The organism is Thalassotalea psychrophila, from assembly GCF_031583595.1.
GTDB classification, from domain to species: domain Bacteria; phylum Pseudomonadota; class Gammaproteobacteria; order Enterobacterales; family Alteromonadaceae; genus Thalassotalea_A; species Thalassotalea_A psychrophila.
In genome coordinates this window covers 3,079,522-3,097,466 of the sequence record NZ_CP134145.1, presented here as the reverse complement: position 1 = coordinate 3,097,466, position 17,945 = coordinate 3,079,522, and the positions used below count along the sequence as shown (strand labels likewise).

The 17,945-nt window shown below is 38.5% G+C and carries 15 protein-coding genes; 7 read left to right on the top strand and 8 right to left on the bottom strand.

Annotated elements, in window-relative coordinates:
* Positions 1–40: 40 nt before the first annotated feature.
* Both RGQ13_RS12665 and RGQ13_RS12660 read left to right on the top strand, forming a co-directional pair.
* A complete protein-coding gene (locus RGQ13_RS12665) occupies positions 41–2,077 on the top strand; it encodes a S9 family peptidase (RefSeq protein ID WP_348390111.1) in 2,037 nt (678 codons plus the stop codon).
* Between the two features lie 182 nt (positions 2,078–2,259).
* Positions 2,260–3,552 carry a DNA recombination protein RmuC gene (locus RGQ13_RS12660; RefSeq protein WP_348390110.1) on the top strand — a complete coding sequence of 431 codons (1,293 nt, stop codon included), beginning with the start codon at positions 2,260–2,262 and terminating at the stop codon, positions 3,550–3,552.
* A 59-nt stretch (positions 3,553–3,611) separates the two neighbouring features.
* Here RGQ13_RS12660 and RGQ13_RS12655 read toward each other — a convergent pair whose 3' ends face one another.
* Positions 3,612–4,949 carry a sodium-dependent transporter gene (locus RGQ13_RS12655; RefSeq protein ID WP_348390109.1) on the bottom strand — a complete coding sequence of 446 codons (1,338 nt, stop codon included), beginning with the start codon at positions 4,947–4,949 and terminating at the stop codon, positions 3,612–3,614.
* A 187-nt stretch (positions 4,950–5,136) separates the two neighbouring features.
* Between RGQ13_RS12655 and RGQ13_RS12650 the strand changes: the two genes are divergently transcribed.
* Positions 5,137–5,778 (top strand): MBL fold metallo-hydrolase, encoded by a 642-nt coding sequence (locus tag RGQ13_RS12650; protein ID WP_348393407.1) that lies wholly within the window; start codon positions 5,137–5,139, stop codon positions 5,776–5,778.
* 92 nt (positions 5,779–5,870) lie between these two features.
* Positions 5,871–6,497, top strand: a complete 627-nt coding sequence (upp, locus tag RGQ13_RS12645) for a uracil phosphoribosyltransferase (protein ID WP_348390108.1) — start codon at positions 5,871–5,873, stop codon at positions 6,495–6,497.
* Between the two features lie 2 nt (positions 6,498–6,499).
* On the opposite strand, the gene RGQ13_RS12640 is transcribed toward upp, so the two are convergent.
* Positions 6,500–7,015, bottom strand: a complete 516-nt coding sequence (locus tag RGQ13_RS12640) for an RNA methyltransferase (protein WP_348390107.1) — start codon at positions 7,013–7,015, stop codon at positions 6,500–6,502.
* 654 nt (positions 7,016–7,669) lie between these two features.
* On the opposite strand from RGQ13_RS12640, the gene RGQ13_RS12635 reads away from it, so the two are divergent.
* Positions 7,670–8,038: a hypothetical protein gene (locus RGQ13_RS12635; RefSeq protein WP_348390106.1), complete on the top strand. Its 369-nt coding sequence runs from the start codon at positions 7,670–7,672 to the stop codon at positions 8,036–8,038.
* Between the two features lie 73 nt (positions 8,039–8,111).
* Here the strand turns inward: RGQ13_RS12635 and RGQ13_RS12630 are convergent, their stop codons facing one another.
* From RGQ13_RS12630 to RGQ13_RS12605, 6 genes are all read right to left on the bottom strand, one after another.
* Positions 8,112–9,041, bottom strand: coding sequence for a hydroxymethylglutaryl-CoA lyase (locus RGQ13_RS12630; RefSeq protein WP_348390105.1), 930 nt, complete (start codon positions 9,039–9,041; stop codon positions 8,112–8,114).
* 2 nt (positions 9,042–9,043) lie between these two features.
* Positions 9,044–11,062 carry an acetyl/propionyl/methylcrotonyl-CoA carboxylase subunit alpha gene (locus RGQ13_RS12625; RefSeq protein ID WP_348390104.1) on the bottom strand — a complete coding sequence of 673 codons (2,019 nt, stop codon included), beginning with the start codon at positions 11,060–11,062 and terminating at the stop codon, positions 9,044–9,046.
* A 13-nt stretch (positions 11,063–11,075) separates the two neighbouring features.
* A complete protein-coding gene (locus RGQ13_RS12620; protein WP_348390103.1) occupies positions 11,076–11,867 on the bottom strand; it encodes an enoyl-CoA hydratase/isomerase family protein in 792 nt (263 codons plus the stop codon).
* 10 nt (positions 11,868–11,877) lie between these two features.
* A complete protein-coding gene (locus RGQ13_RS12615) occupies positions 11,878–13,485 on the bottom strand; it encodes a carboxyl transferase domain-containing protein (RefSeq protein ID WP_348390102.1) in 1,608 nt (535 codons plus the stop codon).
* Between the two features lie 84 nt (positions 13,486–13,569).
* Entirely contained in the window at positions 13,570–14,739 is a 1,170-nt protein-coding gene (locus RGQ13_RS12610) for an isovaleryl-CoA dehydrogenase (protein ID WP_348390101.1), read from the bottom strand.
* A gap of 54 nt (positions 14,740–14,793) precedes the next feature.
* Positions 14,794–15,201 carry a MerR family transcriptional regulator gene (locus tag RGQ13_RS12605; RefSeq protein ID WP_348390100.1) on the bottom strand — a complete coding sequence of 136 codons (408 nt, stop codon included), beginning with the start codon at positions 15,199–15,201 and terminating at the stop codon, positions 14,794–14,796.
* A 279-nt stretch (positions 15,202–15,480) separates the two neighbouring features.
* Between RGQ13_RS12605 and RGQ13_RS12600 the strand changes: the two genes are divergently transcribed.
* Complete coding sequence (locus RGQ13_RS12600) at positions 15,481–16,665, top strand: acetyl-CoA C-acyltransferase (protein ID WP_348390099.1); 1,185 nt, start codon at positions 15,481–15,483, stop codon at positions 16,663–16,665.
* A 110-nt stretch (positions 16,666–16,775) separates the two neighbouring features.
* A complete protein-coding gene (locus tag RGQ13_RS12595) occupies positions 16,776–17,933 on the top strand; it encodes an acyl-CoA dehydrogenase family protein (RefSeq protein ID WP_348390098.1) in 1,158 nt (385 codons plus the stop codon).
* Positions 17,934–17,945 lie beyond the last annotated feature (12 nt).

Sequence of the window (17,945 nt, the reverse complement as noted above, 5' to 3'; positions counted from 1 at the left end):
CTTTGCTATATTTAGAGCATTATTAAAAAGAAAGAAAATTATGAAGTTAAACAACATATTAAAAATTGCAGCGTTAACTGTAATACCGTTCTCAGCTAACGTTAGCGCTGAAATATTAACGGTAGAAAAACTTAACAGTTTAAACCAAGTACATAACGTGAAGATATCACCTGATGGCTCACAACTTGTGTACGGCGTTAAAAAAGGACAAGAAAAGGGCACTAATCACCTTTGGTTACAAGATGTGAAATCTGGTGCAGTAAGCCAATTAACCAGTAATAAGGCTAGTGAGTCATCTGTTGTTTGGGCAAAAGATGGTAAAGGTGTTTACTTCTTATCTGGCCGTAGTGGAAAAAGCCAAGTTTGGTTTTTATCTACAGTCGGTGGGGAGGCAGTTCAGTTAACTGACTTTCCTTTATCTATTGAAGGTTTTAAATTATCAAGTGATCAATCACAAGTTGCTTTAGCGTTTACGGTTTTACCCGGCTGTAAAACATTTAAGTGCTCAGTTGATGCCTTTGCCGCACAAGCAGCGAAAAAACATAACACTCGTGCATATGATCAGTTAATGGTTCGTCACTGGGATACTTGGTTAGATCAATTTAACAGTCACTTATTTGTAGCTAACCTACAAAAAGGAAAAGTAACTACTGAAGCGGTTGATTTAATGGCTGACTGGGACACCGACTTTGCTGGGATGAACCAAGTTTCATTTAATCCAAATGGGAAAAGCTTAGCGTTTTCAGCAAAAGTACCTGGCGTTGATCACGCCTGGACAACCAACTGGGATATATTTGAAGTAAATCTTGAGTCGAAAGAAGTTGCCAACTTAACCGTTGATAACAAAGCTTGGGATGCTATGCCTGTTTACTCAGCTGATGGTCGTTACTTAGCCTATAAAGCTATGAAAACTCCTGTGTATGAGTCAGATAAATTTAGCTTACAGGTTAAAGATTTACGCACTAAAGCTGTTAAAGATATTGCACCATTATGGGATCGTTCTATCTCTAGTTTTCAGTTTGGTAGCGATAACCGCAGTGTTATTGCTATTGCGCAAGATATTGGCCAACAATCTATTTTTGAAATAGATTTACAGTTTGGTGATGTAACGCCTATTTATAATCAAGGCTATGCTGGTAATGTATCAATTAATGGTGATGCCTTATATTTTACCCGTCATAACTTAGGTAATCCGAGTGATATCTTTACCATCAATAAAGACGGTTATGGTTTTAAACAATTAACTCATTTGAACAAAGCTAACCTAGCTGACATTGCATTCGGTGATTTTGAGCAATTCAAATTTAAAGGTTGGAACAACGAAGATGTTCACGGTTATATCGTAAAACCAACAAACTTTAAAGAAGGTGAAAAATACCCAATTGCATTTTTAGTACATGGCGGACCACAAGGCAGCTTTGGTAACATGTTCCACTACCGTTGGAATGCTCAACTTTGGGCAGCACAAGGCTACGGAGTTGTAATGGTCGACTTCCATGGTTCAACTGGTTATGGACAGGCGTTTACCGACTCTATTTCTCATGATTGGGGTGGTAAACCACTTGAAGACTTACAAAAAGGTATGGATTACATCACCGAGAAAAATGCATGGTTAGACCGTGAAAATGCTTGTGCTTTAGGCGCATCATACGGTGGTTACATGATGAACTGGATCATGGGTAATTGGTCTGATGGCTTCAAATGTATTGTTAACCACGCAGGTTTATTCGATATGAAGAGCTTTTACAATGTAACCGAGGAACTATGGTTTCCAGAGCATGATTTTGGCGGTCCGTATTGGGAACAAGAAGAAGAGTACACAAAATTTGATCCTTCTCGCTTTGTTGATAACTGGAAAACACCTATGTTAGTTATCCAAGGTGAGCTTGATTATCGTGTGCCTTATGGTCAAAGCTTAGGTGCATTTACAACGTTACAACGTAAAGGTATCGATTCACGGTTAGTGATGTTTCCAGATGAAGATCACCATATTCGTAACCCAGATAATTTAAAAGAATGGTATAGAGAAATTTTTGTTTGGATGGAAAAATACATTAAACCTACCAGCACTAAGTAAATAATCTTTTATTTAACCTATTAAGAATCCCAGCTTTTGCTGGGATTCTTGTTTTAGAAAACAATATCATACAAACCTTCTTAACTTGTTTACTTGACCATTTCTTTTTCTTAGGGTTAAATGGACTGTGATAATATACAGTACTTTCTGTTGATTGATACTAATAACAATTAAGAAGCCCTATGATAGAAATTCCATACTTTACTTTTATTGCCATTTCCCTATTAATTTTACTCAGTATTTTTTGTTTAGTCTTACTCAGTAAAGTCTCCGCTTTATCTTCAGTTTTGCTGCAACAAAGTAAAGAAACCTCAGTGGTTCAAGATAGATTGAAACAATGGCAAGAACAACAGCAGTTGATGTTTGCCCAACAGGAAAAGTTACGCAGTAATTTAGAAAGTTCTAGTAGCGATTTACAGCTAAAGTTAATGCAGCAATTAAACGATCATAAAGAGCAGTTTAATAAAAACCAGATGTTTGCCATTAATCAACTTATTGCCCATTTAAGTAAAACCACTAAAGAAAGCCGAGAAGAGCTTTCTAAATCATTAGCGAGCAATTCTGAAGTTATGGCTAAACGCATGACTGAGCTCACACAAAGTACAGATAAACGCTTACAAGATATTTCGGCAGGCGTTGAAAAACGTTTGACTGATGGATTTGATAAAACTACTAAAACATTTAATGACATACTAAAGCGCTTAGCGTTAATAGATGATGCACAGAAGAAGATAACCGAACTTTCTACTAACGTGGTCAGCCTGCAAGAAGTTTTGGCTGACAAACGATCACGTGGCGCATTTGGCGAAGTACAACTCAATGCACTTATTCGTAATGTAATGCCAGAAAAGCACTTCTCAATACAGCACACCTTATCGAATGGTAAAATTGCGGATTGTATTTTATTTTTGCCCAAGCCTACAGGTAACGTCGTTATTGATTCTAAATTCCCTTTAGAAAGCTACAAAAAAATGACCGATAACGAATTGGGTGATAGTGATAGAAAATTAGCTGAGCGTCAGTTTAAAGTCGATATTAAAAAGCACATTAATGACATTAGTGATAAATACTTAATCGATAATGAAACTGCTGATGGTGCGGTAATGTTTATTCCTGCAGAAGCAATATTTGCCGAAATACATGCCCATTACCCAGAATTAGTTGAAGAAGCTCATAAAAAACGGGTTTGGTTATCTTCACCAACTACGCTTATGGCTATTTTAACAACGGCGAGATCTGTATTAAAAGACGAAGCGACGCGCAAACAAATTCATTTAATACAAGAGCATCTATCACATTTAGGTGCTGATTTTGGCCGGTTTAGAACACGTTTTGATAACTTGGCAAAACATATCGACCAAGCAGCAAGTGATGTAAAACTTATTCATACATCTGCCAATAAAATATCCGGTCGTTTTGAAAAAATAGAACAAGTAGATTTAAAAGATAATGAAGTGGAAAAAATAGCAGAATAAAACTAGGGTCAGAGTCAGATTATTACGCAATAACCTGACTCTGACCCTAGTTTTTATCATTAAAGTGCCATAATTACGCTAATAAATACTATTGAAAGTAAGATAGGACAAACATAGCGTAAATAGTTGCCCCATAACTTCAACGAAGGCTTACTAGCGAGTAAAGCCTGATCTGCTAATTGATTACCGCGCTTCCAAATCCAACCAACAACGATAAAGTAAAATAGCCCCATGATTGGTAACTGGAATGTATTTACCCAAGTTATAATAAGTCCAAACAAGCTATCAAAATTATAAACGATGGTCATACAAGCAGTTAGAACAATAAGTGAAACCAAAATTGTCGCTTTACTTCGGGAATAACTTTTATCTTCAACTAAATATGCAACAGGTACCTCTGTTGATGAGAGAGTGGACGTTAGGGCTGCCATAGACATCAATGAGAAAAACACTAGGGCTACATAAACACCAATATCACCCATGGAATCAAACAAGGTAGGTAATATTGAAAATATTAATTGCGGGCCGCCAATAAGCTTTCCATCTGCAAATACCTCTAAGCCCAGATGTTGAGCGACAAACAAGGTTGGAATAATTAATAAACCCGCAAGAAAAGCAATCAATGTATCAAGTGCGCCAATTGATATTACCAGTTGGCCCATATTGGCATTCTTTTTCATGTAAGAGCCGTAAACCATCATACCGCCAACACCAATGGACAATGAAAAGAAAGCTTGCCCCATGGCTGAGATTATCAGCATTGGATCTTGCAACTGGCTAAAGTCGGGTTGTAAGTACATCGCCACCCCTTCATTTGCACCAGGTTGTTGTAATATATAAATAATTAAGCCAATTAGAAGCACAAATAAAATTGGCATCAATCGGCTAGACCAACGTTCAATTCCTTTGCTCACCCCTTGGTTAATGATCAAAGCACCTAAAATAATGAATACTGGCGTAAAGGCTAAATTGCGAGCGTGGCTTGATTCACCAAGCCAAATAGCAGCATCAGTAAACCCTATTAATTCCATTAATGGTGATAATGCATGAGCAAGCATCCAACCAGCAACTATGGTATAAAAGCTAAGCATTAAAATGGCGCCAAGCAGACCAAATAAACCAGCGTACTTACCTAAGTTTCGAGACACATCTTCACAGGCATCTTGTAAAGCTCCTACTGGATTTTTTTGAGCTTGATTACCAATGTACATTTCGGCATATAACGCCGGTAAAGCTAATAAAACGGTCACAATAAGGTAAACAAATACAAAAGCGCCACCGCCATTGTTTGCTGCTTGAGTTGGGAAACCCCAAATATTACCTAGGCCTATCGCTGAACCTGCAGCTGCTAAAATAAACCCTAGACGGGATTGAAAGGAATCTCTCGTTGTACTCATAAAGTATTTTTCATCATCATTATTATTATTCTCTATAGGCTGAGCTTACCTAGCTTTTTAAAGGTTTGGCAAGTTAAATTGTGAAATACACGTTAATAAATAGCTTCTAGTGAATATTGAACTGGAAACCTGCAATAACACTGCTTATCATAGTCTTCATCGTTTAGTTTAATATTTATTGAATATGCTGCAATTTAAAATAATTCCCGTTACCCAGTTTCAACAAAATGCCACTTTAATATGGTGCGATCAAACCATGGAGGGAGCATTGATTGATCCTGGAGGAGAAAGTAACCGATTACTCGCCGCGACTGAGCATGAAGGTGTGACGTTAACAAAATTGTTGTTAACCCACGCTCATGTTGATCATGCTGGCGGCACGCAAGATATTGCTGATAAATTAAACTTGCCTATAGAAGGTCCGCATAAAGCAGATCAGTTTTGGATTGATATTTTCCCACAACAAATACAACAATTTGGTTTTCCTGAAGCAAGGGTGTTTAAAACAGGTCGTTGGTTAGAGCAGGGGGATAATGTAACTGTTGGTAATGAGATATTAGAAGTATATTTTTGTCCTGGCCATACGCCAGGGCATGTGATTTTTTTCAGTAAAACGGCCAAACTTGCTCAAGTTGGCGATGTGTTATTTAAAGGTTCAATTGGTCGTACTGATTTTCCTAAAGGCTGCCAAGAAACCTTAGTAAATTCAATTAAAACTAATTTATGGCCATTAGGTGATGATGTTAGGTTTATTCCTGGTCACGGACCTATGAGCACCTTCGGTGAGGAGCGACGTAGCAATCCATACGTAAAAGAGGGCGTAAGGTAAACACTGCTGAATAGTTTTTCTATTTAAGATTACAAATGACAATTTATTAACCATAATATTAAAGGCCATGTACAACCTAATAGGGAAATATTATGAACGTTTTTGAAGTAAATCACCCGTTAGTAAAACATAAATTGGGTTTAATGCGTGTTGCCGATGTCAGTACTAAGGATTTTCGTGAATTAGTATCCGAAGTCGGCAGTTTGTTGACCTATGAAGCATCAAAAAACTTTGAACTTGAAAATATAACCATTGATAGCTGGAACGGACAAGTTTCAGTTCAACAAATTAAAGGAAAAAAGGTAACCATCGTACCAATACTACGTGCTGGTTTAGGGATGATGGATGGTGTGCTAAAACTGATCCCTAACGCCTTAATTTCAGTTGTTGGCATGTACAGGAATGAAGAAACGTTCGAGCCAATTGTTTATTTTGAAAAGCTTGTTGGTGAGATTGATGAGCGACTAGCACTGGTTATTGACCCTATGCTTGCCACAGGTGGTTCTATGATAGCGACAATCGATTTATTGAAAGAGCGTGGTTGTAAAAATATCGTCGCTTTAGTTCTGGTTGCAGCGCCAGAAGGCATTAAAGCCTTAGAAGAGAAGCATCCAGATATAGATTTATATACAGCATCTATTGATGATCATTTGAATGAACATGGCTACATCATACCTGGCCTTGGAGATGCAGGTGACAAAATATTTGGCACCAAGTAGCCTTATAACCCGCTCACTGTTACTTTTGCTGTATTGTTGGTATCACGACTCTCTCTAATAAGTTCGTCACCACCAATTCTATTTTCTGACTTTGCTAATCGGTCGTATAAAACTACATTTACCGTAGCGGCTAAATTCATGCAACCTATGGTAGGTATATATACTACTGAATCTGCGTTATCGATAACTTCTTGTTCAATCGTGCCATCTTCAGGACCAAAAATATAATAGGCATTTTCAGGGTGTTCAAAATCGGGCAGGGCAACTGCACCTTCAACTAAATCAATACAAACAACTTTAGCACCATCAGGCACTACATCTAATAAACGGTTTGTTTCAACTAGTGGGATGTTTAATAGCGCATTTTGAGTATCGGTATGAAATTTCTTTGCAAAGGCATAACGGCCTCCATCGTAGAAAACTGAATCTACTTGGTAACAGCCACTCGCGCGCATTACAGCACCTACATTACTTGGGCTTTTAGGATTAGTTAAACCGATAGTTGCTTTACTTGTCATGCGATACCTAATGAAATTGGAGTATTGATGACAAGTTCTATGCTGTCATGCTTAATATGAAGGGGATTATATAGAAATTTTCAAGATGAACAAATTTAATCAGCTAATTATGAGCAAAATAGGAATTTAAACATCCATGTTATTTCTGCATATGGCTCTTCTCTGAGCAAAAAAAAGAGCAGAAAGATCTGCTCTTAACCGTTCACTAACATTATCGGTTAGTTACCACCACTACTACCATGGAGGGATTTTCTGAATAACTTGCTTCTGAATAGGCAAATGCTTTTGACATTGACACGCTAATAATAGTTATGAAAGTAATTACCATTAACACTAAAAACTTTTGCTCCGTAAACATATGCCAGTTCCATAATAAGAAAACATTCACCCAATACTATTATTCTAAACCAAAATTGTAGAAAGTTATCAATAAAACCTAAGGTTAATGGGATTGTTTAATATCATGAAATCAAATGAAATTATTAACGATGTTAATAACTTCATCATAAATTATATTTTATAGATATTTTCCAAACACTCTTTATTTAACTAGTTTTTGTAATTGGTTGTGTAATATTACGAAATGACTTTTATTTTCTTTTGGTTCTTTGTTAAGATCCTTGCATTAAAAAAATAATCATAGAGCGCTATACGATGGATCAGAAAATTAAAGTAGAAATAGATTTATTTGGTCACGATCTTAATTGTAAGAATACACTATCTAAAGTAATCACCGAAGGTTTGGTTCTTAATAAACTTAAATTTCATGAACGCATGACGAGAGTGTCGCAACAATATTGTGATAGAGCGCATGTGAAAATGGAAACATTTGAAGTGTCCGATACAATTATTGAACAGTTATCAGGTGAGATTAAAGTCGGATATAGATGGGATTCTTACTATGATTTTGAAGATATACAGCATTTTGATAAAGTGTCTGAGAACTGGCCTTTTTCTATCAAAAATAACAAAGCGTTGTTTGAACTCGATTTACCCGAATTACATGTAACACATGAATTATAGCTGAATAAAAATTAAGCCATCAAAAAAGCCAGTAGTTTAACTACTGGCTACATTTATTTTATACGATTTATTATTACTGTTTTGCCCGCATTGCATTAGACACTTTTGAAATAGGGGCCTTATCTAATTTATCTGAAATAAACCAACCGGCCTGCAGTAATTTATCAAAATCTATACCATGCTTAATACCTAAGCCATTAAGTAAATAAACCACGTCTTCGGTTGCAACATTACCCGATGCGCCTTTAGCATAAGGACAGCCTCCAAGACCGGCTATTGCAGAATCTACCACACTTACACCACTACTTAATGCCGCGTAAATGTTAGTAAGCGCTTGTCCATATGTATCATGGAAGTGTACCGCTATATTCTCTATTGGCACTTGCTGACTTACCGCGTCTAGCATTGCTTTTACTGAATGTACGGTACCAACACCTATGGTATCGCCAAGAGATATTTCATAACAACCCATATCAAATAGCTTTTTAGCAACAATTGCCACTTGCTCAGGTGCTATATCTCCTTCATAAGGGCAGCCAACTACACAAGAAACATAACCGCGCACTTTCAATCCATGCTGTTTTGCCGCAGCAATAACGGGTAAAAAACGCTCTAAAGATTCATCAATTGAACAATTAATATTCTTTTGGCTAAATGATTCTGAAGCGGCACCAAAAATAGCAACTTCATCAGCATTAACCGCAATCGCACTTTCAAAACCTTTCATATTTGGTGTAAGTGCCGCATAAGTAATACCATCTAGACGATTGATGCCGTTAAAAACATCAGTTGATGTAGCCATTTGTGGCACCCATTTAGGAGATACAAAACTACCACTTTCAATATAGCTTACGCCGGCATTAGCCAATTGCTCTATAAGAGAAATTTTGTCTTCTGCACTGATAAGTTTCGCTTCGTTTTGTAAGCCATCTCTAGGGCCAACTTCAACAATTTTCACTTGTTTAGGCAAAGAGTTCCCTGCGCCGCTAGTTACAATAGTCATGATTATTCACTCTCAACTTCTGCAGTAAACGCTAATAATTCAGCGCCACCATCAACCATATCACCAACATTGAAGTAAAATTCGCTAACACTACCATTATTTGGTGCACGAATAGTATGTTCCATTTTCATTGCTTCCATGATTAGTAATGGTTGATCTTTTTTAACTGTTTCACCTACAGCGGCTAATAATGTCACCATAGTGCCATTCATTGGTGCTGTTAGACCGCCACCACTTTGCTCATTGCTTGCATCACCACAGTCTGGTTCAACTTTAGTAAAATGAATCACTCCAGTTTGTCTAAATAGGCTATATTGACCAAGATTTTCACCAACAGTAGCATTGAAGCGATAGCCATTTACGTTAGCAAATAACGTGTCGCCATCTATGTGCCCCTGACAATCAACAGTTTTACCAGCGACTGTGATTAAATAAAACGTACTACTACCTTGGCGTTTTTCTTCAACATTTACTGGATAAATTATATCGTTATGCTCTAATTCAAATGCATGAATATGAGATTCGTTGAGTCGCCATGCGTTGGTGGCATTCCACGGAGAATGCGGGTCATTTGTGTTCTGCGCAATCGCCTTTGCTTTGTTAGCTTGTGCTAATACTAAATAAAGTGCAGCAATTGGCAGTTCGTCAGAAAGTGTTTTCTCGTCATCATGAAAAATTAAATCATGATGTTTTTCGATAAACCCAGTATCTATATCAGCTTGCTGAAAGGGCTTAGCCGTAGCTAAGTTATAAAGAAAGTCGATATTAGTGGTAACACCTTGAATTCGGTATTCCATTAACGATTTAGCTAATAACTGTAGGGCTTTTTCACGGTTTTCACCCCAAACAATTAATTTTGCGATCATCGGATCATAGAAAACACTGACGTCATCACCTTGGCGAACACCGGTATCAATACGCACATGCTCATTTTCTGCAGGTGTTCTTAAATAGCTTAATTTACCTGTAGCAGGTAAGAAGTCGTTATTTGGATCTTCAGCATAAATTCGCGCTTCAAAAGCATGGCCATTAAGTACAAGTTCATTTTGCTTTAACGGAAGGGTCTCATCAGCGGCAACACGAAGCTGCCACTCAACTAAATCTTGGCCTGAGATCATTTCAGTAACCGGGTGCTCTACCTGCAAACGTGTATTCATTTCCATAAAGTAGAATGAACCGTCAACATCAAGCAAAAATTCAACTGTTCCAGCACCCTGGTAACCGATTGCTTTCGCAGATTGAATTGCTGACTCACCCATTTTCTGGCGTAGCTCTACGCTCATGTTTGGCGCTGGCGCTTCTTCTATCACTTTTTGATGGCGACGCTGTACAGAACAGTCGCGTTCGAATAAATAAACAGCATTGCCATGGTTATCGCAAAATACTTGGATTTCGACGTGACGAGGTTGGGTTAAATATTTTTCAACCAACATAGTATCGTCACCGAATGATGATAAAGATTCTCGTTTTGCAGCGGCTAAAGCTTCTTCAAATTCACTTTCTGACCAAACTTGACGCATGCCTTTACCACCGCCACCAGCTGTGGCTTTAAGTAATACAGGATAACCCATATCATCAGCCGCTTTTTTTATAATGGCTGGATTTTGATCATCGCCATGATAACCAGGAACTAAAGGTACATTGGCCTTTTCCATGATAACTTTCGCTGCAGACTTTGAACCCATAGCTTCAATTGCAGGAACAGGAGGGCCAATGAAAATAATATTTTGTTTGGCACATTTTCGGCAAAAATCTGCATTTTCAGATAAGAAACCATAACCAGGATGAATAGCCTGTGCGCCAGTTCTTATTGCCGCTTCAATAACTTTATCACCAAGTAAGTAACTTTCTCGAGAAGGAGAACCACCTATATGAATGGCTTCATCGGCCATATTCACGTGTAAAGAATCGGCATCTGCATCAGAATAAACTGCAACAGTTAAAATGCCCATTTCACGAGCTGTTTTAATAATGCGACAAGCAATTTCACCACGGTTTGCAATTAATATTTTAGTAAACATTGTTGTATCGATCCTATTTTGTTATCCAGGCGGCAGGGCGTTTTTCAAAAAATGAAGTTAACCCTTCTTGACCTTCTAGTGACACTCGAATTGCGGCAATACGCTTACTAGTATCTTGTAATAATTCATCATTTATTGGCTGGTATGCCACATCAAAAGCAAGTTGCTTAGCTTGTTTTACTGCTGCTGGACTATTTTGTAATAATACTGACAGCATAGCCTCAACGTTATCATCAAGCTCATCGACAGCGCAGACTTCGTCGACTAAGCCTATTTGCTCAGCCTTGCTAGCAAAAAAACGCTCAGCAGTTTGAAAATATCGACGACAGGCTTTTAGCCCCATAGCGTTTACCACGTATGGACTAATAGTTGCTGGAATAAGGCCTAGTTTTACTTCACTTAAGCAAAAGCTAGCTTTTTCTGAGGCAATGGCAATATCACAGCAACTTACTAACCCGACTGCACCGCCAAAAGCAGCCCCTTGCACTTTAGCAATGGTTGGCATTGGCATAAAATTAAGGACTTTAAGCATATTAGCTAAGGCATTGGCATCTTTTAAGTTTTCTTCATAAGAATAACTTGCCATGCGCTTCATCCAACCTAAATCAGCACCCGCTGAAAAGCTTTTTCCGGTTGATGCCAATACCATTGCTCTAACGTTTTCATTACTTGCAATGGTATTAAAGGTATTGGTTAGCTCGTTAATTACAGCGTCATCAAAGGCATTATGTTTGTCTGGATTGTTTAAAGTAACGGTAGCAATACCGCGATTATCTATGTCTAGTAATACTTTATTATCATTCATCAATTCTGTCCTACATTCTAAAGATACCGAAGCGGGTATCTTCGATTTCTTTATTTAACGAGGCTGAAATTGCTAAACCTAATACTTGTCTGGTTTCACTAGGATCAATAACACCATCATCCCAAAGGCGGGCTGAGGCATAATATGGGTGACCTTGTTTTTCGTAGGTATCAATTATTGGTTGTTTAAATTCAGCTTCAGCTTCAACACTCCAATCTTCACCTGCTTTGGTTTTTTGATCGCGTTTAACTTGAGCTAAAACGCCTGCCGCTTGTTCACCGCCCATTACTGAGATACGAGCATTTGGCCACATAAATAAGAAACGAGGGTCATAAGAACGACCACACATACCGTAATTACCTGCACCAAAACTACCACCAATAAGCACGGTAAATTTAGGAACCTTAGCACAAGCAACAGCGGTAACCATTTTGGCACCATGTTTCGCTATGCCACCTGTTTCATATTGTTTACCAACCATGAAACCGGTAATGTTTTGTAGGAAAATTAGTGGTATTTTTCGTTGTGCACATAACTCAACAAAATGAGCGCCTTTTTGTGCAGATTCACCGAAGAGTATCCCGTTATTAGCGACAATGCCTACTGGATAGCCGAAAATACGTGCAAAGCCACATACAAGCGTTGTACCGTATAATGCTTTAAATTCATCAAATTCACTGCCGTCAACTACGCGAGCAATAACTTCACGTACATCATAAGGCTGACGAGAATCTTTAGGAATAATGCCGTAAATCTCTTTACTGTCATACATTGGCTCTTTTACTTCTTCAATGTTCATTTGAACCGGCTTAACGCGGTTTAAATTAGCAATAGTTTGACGAGCAATTTGCAATGCATGATGATCGTTTTGAGCCATATGATCTGAAACACCAGAAGTACGACAATGAACGTCAGCACCACCTAGGTCTTCAGCACTAACAACTTCACCTGTTGCAGCTTTAACCAGTGGCGGACCAGCCAAAAATATGGTGCCTTGTTCTTTAACAATAATAGATTCATCGGCCATAGCTGGTACATAAGCACCACCAGCAGTACAAGAGCCCATTACAACTGCAATTTGTGGAATGTTTTGTGCAGACATATTCGCTTGGTTAAAGAAAATACGACCAAAATGTTCTCTGTCAGGGAATACATCGTCTTGATTTGGCAAGTTTGCACCACCAGAGTCAACGAGGTAAATACAAGGTAAGTTATTCTCTAAGGCAATAGTTTGTGCACGAATATGCTTTTTAACTGTTAGCGGGTAATAAGTACCACCTTTTACCGTGGCATCATTAGCAACGATGACACATTCTTGACCACCCACACGGCCAATACCGGTAATGATCCCTGCTGCTGGAATGTTGTCTTTATATACATCGTTGGCAGCGAGCTGAGAAAACTCTAAAAAAGGTGAACCTGAATCTAAAAGGTTATAAACACGGTCGCGTGGTAATAATTTACCGCGGCTTAAATGGCGTTCTCGACTTTTCTCGCCGCCACCTAGTTTAATATTGTCTAGTTTAGTTTTTAAGTCGTCTACCTGTGCTTGCATATGCGTTGCATTATCGGCAAAGTCTTGGCTGCGAACGTTGATTTTACTGGTTATTTTAGCCACGGTGCTAACCTTATAATTTGTTTGAAATTTTAATGGGGTCAGTACCCTTTAAATTAATGGGTACTGACCCCTTTATTCTTTTACTTATTTTGACTCTGAAAATAATTCACGGCCAATAAGCATACGACGAATTTCAGAAGTACCTGCGCCAATTTCATAAAGCTTAGCATCACGTAATAAACGACCTGCTGGGAATTCATTAATGTAACCATTGCCACCAAGTAATTGAATTGCATCTAATGCCATTTTAGTAGCAAGTTCCGCTGAATATAAAATAACGGCTGCTGCATCTTTGCGGGTAGTTTCACCACGGTCACATGCCATGGCAACCATGTATGCATATGATTTTGCTGCATTCATTTGAGTGTACATATCGGCAATTTTACCTTGGATTAATTGAAACTCACCAATAGATTGGCCAAATTGTTTACGGTCATGAATGTAAGGAACAACTAAATCCATACAAGCATCCATAATACCTAATGGTCCACCAGACAGAACAACACGCTCGTAGTCTAAACCTGACATTAATACACGTACGCCTTTGCCTTCTTCACCTAAAATATTTTCAGCTGGCACTTCACAATCTTGGAAAACAAGCTCACAAGTATTAGAACCACGCATACCTAATTTATCGAGTTTTTGATGACGAGAAAAACCAGGGTAGTCACGTTCAACGATAAAGGCTGTCATACCTTTGGAGCCCGCATTAATATCGGTTTTTGCATAAACTACATAAACATTGGCATCTGGACCATTGGTGATCCACATTTTGTTGCCGTTTAAAATATATTTATCACCTTTCTTATCGGCGCGTAATTTCATACTAACTACGTCTGAACCCGCGTTCGGCTCTGACATTGCAAGTGCGCCAATATGCTCACCAGAACAAAGTTTAGGCAGATATTTCATTTTTTGCTCATGACTACCATTTTTACTTAATTGATTTAAGCAAAGGTTAGACATAGCGCCGTAACTTAGGCCAACAGAAGCTGATGCTCGACTGATTTCTTGCATTGCTACCATGTGCTCTAAATAACCTAAATCTGAACCACCATATTGTTCTTCAACGGTCATGCCTAATAAGCCTAAATCACCAAATTTACGCCATAAATCTGCTGGAAATTCATTATCAATGTCAATTTGTTCAGCACGAGGTGCTATTTCATCGCGAGCAAATGAGTTAACTGTGTCGCGGATCATGTCCACGGTTTCGCCTAAGTTGAAGTTTAATGATGAAAATGTAGAAATCATGCTGGTTCCTTTAATAATGTATTTTATGTACTTAAAATAATATTTATTACTATTTTAGTTTAAATTATTGCTTTGGTTTAATTCTTTATGCGCCATTTCACAACGCTTCTCTAATGTGTCTAATTCCATTAACACCACTTTAATGTCATCGAGTTGCTGAATTAATGCTGTTTTTTTATCTGAAATTAGCTGTTTTATAGTATCTAGCTGGCTAGTACTGGTTTTATCTGCATCATACAATTCAAATAATTTACCAGTTTCAGCTAATGAAAAGCCTAGGCGCTTACCGCGTAATATTAACTTTAACCTCACACGGTCACGTCTATTATAAATACGAGTTTGGCCTTTACGCTCTGGAATGACTAACCCCTGATCTTCATAAAAACGGATACTACGAGTGGTAATATCAAATTCTTTAGCGAGATCGCCAATTGAAAAAGTTGCAGTTTTTTGAGTTGCCATTAGATTATTCTATTAATAATTTGAATTGAGTATATCTAAAGAGGTAGTTTACGTAAAGGTAAACTTTTGATGTTTGTAGTTCTTAATTATTGATGAAATATGAAAAGTGCTAATGGCGAATATAAAGCCGATTAAGAAGGTATTTCTACTGATCGTCACGAATTGACTACAATTCTACTTATTTTGTATGAGCTTTACGTTGGCGTAAACTTGAAAAATATTGTACCCTAATGCGAAAATTTATTATCTAAGAATTCATTTAAATAAAGGACAATTTGCATGTCATTATCAGATCCTATCGTAATCGTATCAGCAGTTAGAACACCTATGGGTGGTTTTATGGGCGCACTTAGCGATGTTGCTTCGCCAACATTAGGCGCACAAGCAATTCGTGCGGCTGTATCTCAAGCCAACTTAGCTTCAGACCAGATTGATGAAGTTGTTATGGGGTGTGTGCTTGCCGCAGGCTTGAAACAAGCGCCGGCTCGTCAAGCAGCTCTTGGCGCAGATTTAGATCTTGGCACTGTATGTTCTACAGTAAGTAAAGTTTGTGGCTCAGGTATGAAAGCGACAATGAATGCATTTGATTCAATTGCTGCTGGCAGTATTGATGTAGCCGTCGCAGGTGGTTTTGAAAGCATGTCACAAGCACCTTATTTATTACCTAAAGCTCGTGGCGGAATGCGCATGGGCCATGGCCAAGTTATTGACCACATGATGTTTGATGGCTTAGAAAATGCCTACGACGGCATTGCTATGGGCTGTTTTGCCCAAGAAACAGCTGACGACGTTAACTTTACGCGTGAAGACATGGATGCATTTGCCATTTCTTCATTAGCAAAGGCTAATGCTGCTATTGCTGCAGGTCATTTTAAAAATGAAATTACACCTGTTACATATAAAACACGTCGTGGTGATGTAACAGTAGATACAGATGAGCAACCTGGTAATGCCCGTCCAGAAAAAATCCCTTCATTGCGTGCTGCTTTTAAGCGTGATGGTACAATTACAGCCGCTAATTCAAGCTCTATTTCAGATGGTGCTGCAGCAATGGTACTAATGCGTTTATCTGATGCTGAAAAGCGTGGGTTAACTCCTCTTTGTAAAATTGTTGGCCATACTAACCATGCACAAAAACCAAGTGAATTTACTGTAGCGCCAGTTGGTGCTGTTAATAAGTTATTCGCCCGTATCGGTTGGTCTGTCGATGATGTTGATTTATTTGAAATCAATGAAGCGTTTGCCATGGTAACTATGCTTGCGATCAAAGAACTAGATTTAGACAATGAAAAAGTTAACGTTCATGGTGGTGCATGTGCACTTGGTCATCCTATTGGTGCAAGTGGTGCTCGTATTATCGTAACGCTTATCCATGCATTAAAACAACGCAGCTTAAGTAAAGGTGTTGCCACACTTTGTATTGGTGGCGGTGAAGCTACAGCAATCGCAGTTGAGATGCTTTAGTTAAAACAAAATTAAATAACCGCAGCTTTTGTTGCGGTTTCTGTATGTAAAAACGAATTATTGTTCTTTAATTGAACTATAGAGCTTTGATTCAAGATCAGGAACTACCAATGAATTTTAACTTATCTGAAGATCAGCAGATGTTTGCTGATATGGCTAGCCAATTTGCGCAAGCTGAATTCGCACCTTTAGCCGCTAAATGGGACAGCGAACATATTTTCCCAAAAGACGTTATTGCTAAGGCTGGAGAACTGGGGTTTTGTGGTTTATATAGCCCTGAAGATGCCGGAGGCTTAGGCTTATCACGTTTAGACTCGTCAATTATTTTTGAACAATTGTCTATGGGGTGTACCGCCACAACAGCAATGATCACAATCCATAACATGGCTACTTGGATGATAGCCACTTGGGGCACCGATACTGTTAAAGATGAATGGTGTGAAGGTTTAGTCAGTGGTCAACAACTGGCTTCTTACTGTTTAACTGAACCTGGTGCAGGATCTGATGCCGCAGCACTTCGTACCTCTTGTAAAAAAGATGGTGATGAATATGTGATTAATGGCTCAAAAATGTTTATCTCAGGCGCAGGAGAAACAGATGTTCTAGTTGCTATGGTACGCACTGGTGGTCCAGGAGCTAAGGGGATTTCTGCGGTAGTTATTCCTGCTAATGCCGCTGGCGTTATCTACGGAAAAGCCGAAGAAAAACTTGGTTGGAATGCACAACCTACTCGTTTAATAACCTTTGAAGATGTTCGTATTCCTGTTGCCAATTTACTTGGTGCAGAGGGTGAAGGTTTTGCTATTGCTATGAAAGGTCTTGATGGCGGTCGTATTAATATTGCTACTTGTTCTATCGGTACAGCTCAGCAAGCACTTAATACTGCTATGGAGTATATGCAAGAGCGTGAGCAATTTGGTAAGCCAATTGCAGCTTTTCAAGGGATGCAATTTAAGTTAGCTGATATGGCTACTGAATTGGTTGCAGCACGTCAAATGGTACGTTTGGCTGCATTCAAATTAGACAGTAATGATCCTGAAAAAACAGCGTACTGTGCAATGGCTAAACAGTTTGCAACTGATATTGGTTTTAAAGTATGTGATGCTGCCCTACAAATTCATGGTGGTTATGGTTATATCAAAGAGTATCCATTAGAGCGTCACTTTCGTGATGTTCGTGTACACCAAATATTAGAAGGGACCAACGAGATCATGCGTCTTATTGTTTCACGTCGTTTATTAACTGAAGGCGCAGGCCAAATTTTATAAGGTTTTTTTATC